The organism is Pseudomonas sp. EL_65y_Pfl2_R96 (genome assembly GCF_963970905.1).
In the GTDB taxonomy this organism is placed as follows: domain Bacteria; phylum Pseudomonadota; class Gammaproteobacteria; order Pseudomonadales; family Pseudomonadaceae; genus Aquipseudomonas.
This window is the reverse complement of sequence record NZ_CAXAQH010000230.1, coordinates 1-512: the sequence shown is the minus strand read 5'-3', so window position 1 is coordinate 512 and position 512 is coordinate 1. Positions and strand designations below refer to the sequence as shown.

General features: G+C 66.6%; 1 protein-coding gene. It reads left to right on the top strand.

The features are described 5' to 3' along the window. Positions 1–24 precede the first annotated feature (24 nt). Positions 25–512: hypothetical protein (locus tag AACY49_RS30365; protein WP_445262678.1), on the top strand; the 488-nt coding region annotated here is incomplete at its 3' end.

Genomic DNA, 512 nt, shown 5'->3' with positions numbered 1-512 from the left:
CAAGACCAACGCGGAGACGGCGTGATGACCGAAAAGCTCGAACTCGATATTCCCGTCCTTCTGCCCGAGGTTCCCGACGCGGTCGATGCCTGTGTCGGGCGCCTCGTCTCGACGTTGAGCGCCAAGCGCGGCGTCGAGCGCGCGCATGTCCTGCCCGCCGACGGCGATACGGCGGCAAAGCTCTGCATCCATTTCGACGGCGAAGCGCTGCCGCTGTCACGCGTGCGCGACATGGTGCGGGCGGCAGGCGCCGAGATCAGCGGGCGATACGGTCATGTGACATGGCAGGTCGAAGGGATCGGCCACGAACGCCGCGCCCGTACCGTCGGGGAAACCCTGTCCCAGGTGCCCGGCGTATTGCAGGCCGATGCCAGCGCCTCGGGCAGCGTCCGTGTCGAATATGACAAAGAACGCGTCGACGAAGCGGCGATCCTCGCGGCACTGGGCAGGCTCAAGGTCAAACCCGGCAAGCGGACTGGCTCCGATCAGGCCGGTGATCATGCCGGACACGA